This window comes from Saccharomonospora iraqiensis subsp. paurometabolica YIM 90007, from assembly GCF_000231035.2.
Taxonomy (GTDB): domain Bacteria; phylum Actinomycetota; class Actinomycetes; order Mycobacteriales; family Pseudonocardiaceae; genus Saccharomonospora; species Saccharomonospora paurometabolica.
The window spans coordinates 1-1278 of the sequence record NZ_KI912187.1; the positions used below are offsets into that span (position 1 = coordinate 1).

Annotated in this window: 1 protein-coding gene and 1 pseudogene; both read left to right on the plus strand. The window is 73.1% G+C overall.

Annotated elements, in window-relative coordinates:
* A pseudogene (locus tag SACPADRAFT_RS24590) lies at window positions 1-375 on the plus strand (rRNA small subunit methyltransferase B); the annotation flags it as partial.
* Between the two features lie 170 nt (window positions 376-545).
* Window positions 546-1217 carry a ribulose-phosphate 3-epimerase gene (gene rpe / locus SACPADRAFT_RS0200835; protein ID WP_028662121.1) on the plus strand — a complete coding sequence of 224 codons (672 nt, stop codon included), beginning with the start codon at window positions 546-548 and terminating at the stop codon, window positions 1215-1217.
* The last annotated feature ends 61 nt before the right edge of the window (window positions 1218-1278 follow it).

Below are 1278 nucleotides of genomic sequence, written 5' to 3' on the forward strand. Positions count from 1 at the left end.
GGCGGCTACGACCGGGTGCTGCTGGACGCCCCGTGCAGCGGCCTGGGCGCGCTGCGGCGCAGGCCGGAGGCCCGCTGGCGCAAGCAGCCCGCCGACATCGCCGGCCTGACCCGACTGCAGAACGAGCTGCTGGACTCGGCGTTGCGGCTGGTGCGTCCCGGCGGGGTGGTGACCTACGTGGTGTGCTCGCCACATCTGGCCGAGACCGACGGGGTGGTCACCGAGACCGCCCGCCGGGTGGGCGCGGAGGTCCTGGACACCCGGGAGTTCTTCCCGGGCGTGCCCGACCTCGGCGACGGCCCGTACGTCCAGCTGTGGCCGCACCGCCACGGCACCGACGCCATGTTCTGCGCCACACTCCGCACCCCCGCCTGACCCCCGCCCCGCACCCGGGTTGTGCCGTGAAGGCCCCCTTACCTGCGTGTGGTGCCGTGAAGGAGTCCCTCGCCGCGTCACACGCCGGGAAGGAGTCCTTCACGACACACCACCGCGGGGCCGGATGGCGGGAGGCGGGTTCTAGACTCGGGAGGGTGGTTTGTCAGCCGTTGATCGCGCCCAGCATCCTGTCCGCGGACTTCGCCCGGCTCGGGGCGGAGGTCGACGCCGTCGCCGGGTCCGGGGAGAACCGGGCGGACTGGATCCACGTCGACGTGATGGACGCGCACTTCGTGCCGAACCTCACGATCGGGCTCCCGGTGGTGGAGTCGTTGCGCAAGAGCACGGACGTCCCGCTCGACTGTCACCTGATGATCGACGACCCGGACCGCTGGGCTCCGGGTTACGCCGAGGCGGGGGCGCACAACGTCACGGTGCACGTCGAGGCCGCCCACGATCCGGTGATGGTGGCCAAGGACCTCCGTGCGGCCGGGGCGCGGGCCGGGTTGTCCCTGAAGCCGGGCACCCCGCTGGACGACCACCTCGACACCCTGCGGCACTACGACACCCTGCTGATCATGTCCGTGGAGCCGGGCTTCGGCGGGCAGTCGTTCATCCCGGACGTGCTGTCCAAGGTCCGGACGGCGCGGCGGCTCGTCGACACCGGGCACCTGCGGGTGCTGGTGGAGATCGACGGGGGGATCAACGCGGACACGATCGAACAGGCCGCCGAGGCCGGCGTCGACTGCTTCGTGGCGGGCTCGGCCGTGTACGGCACCGATGATCCCGGCCGGGCCGTGGCCCGGCTGCGCGAGCGGGCGAGGGCGGCCCGGCAGCGGTGAGTCCGTCGGCAGGCGAGCGGGAGGCCATGCGCGCCGCGCTCGCCCTCAGCGAGACCGTGCG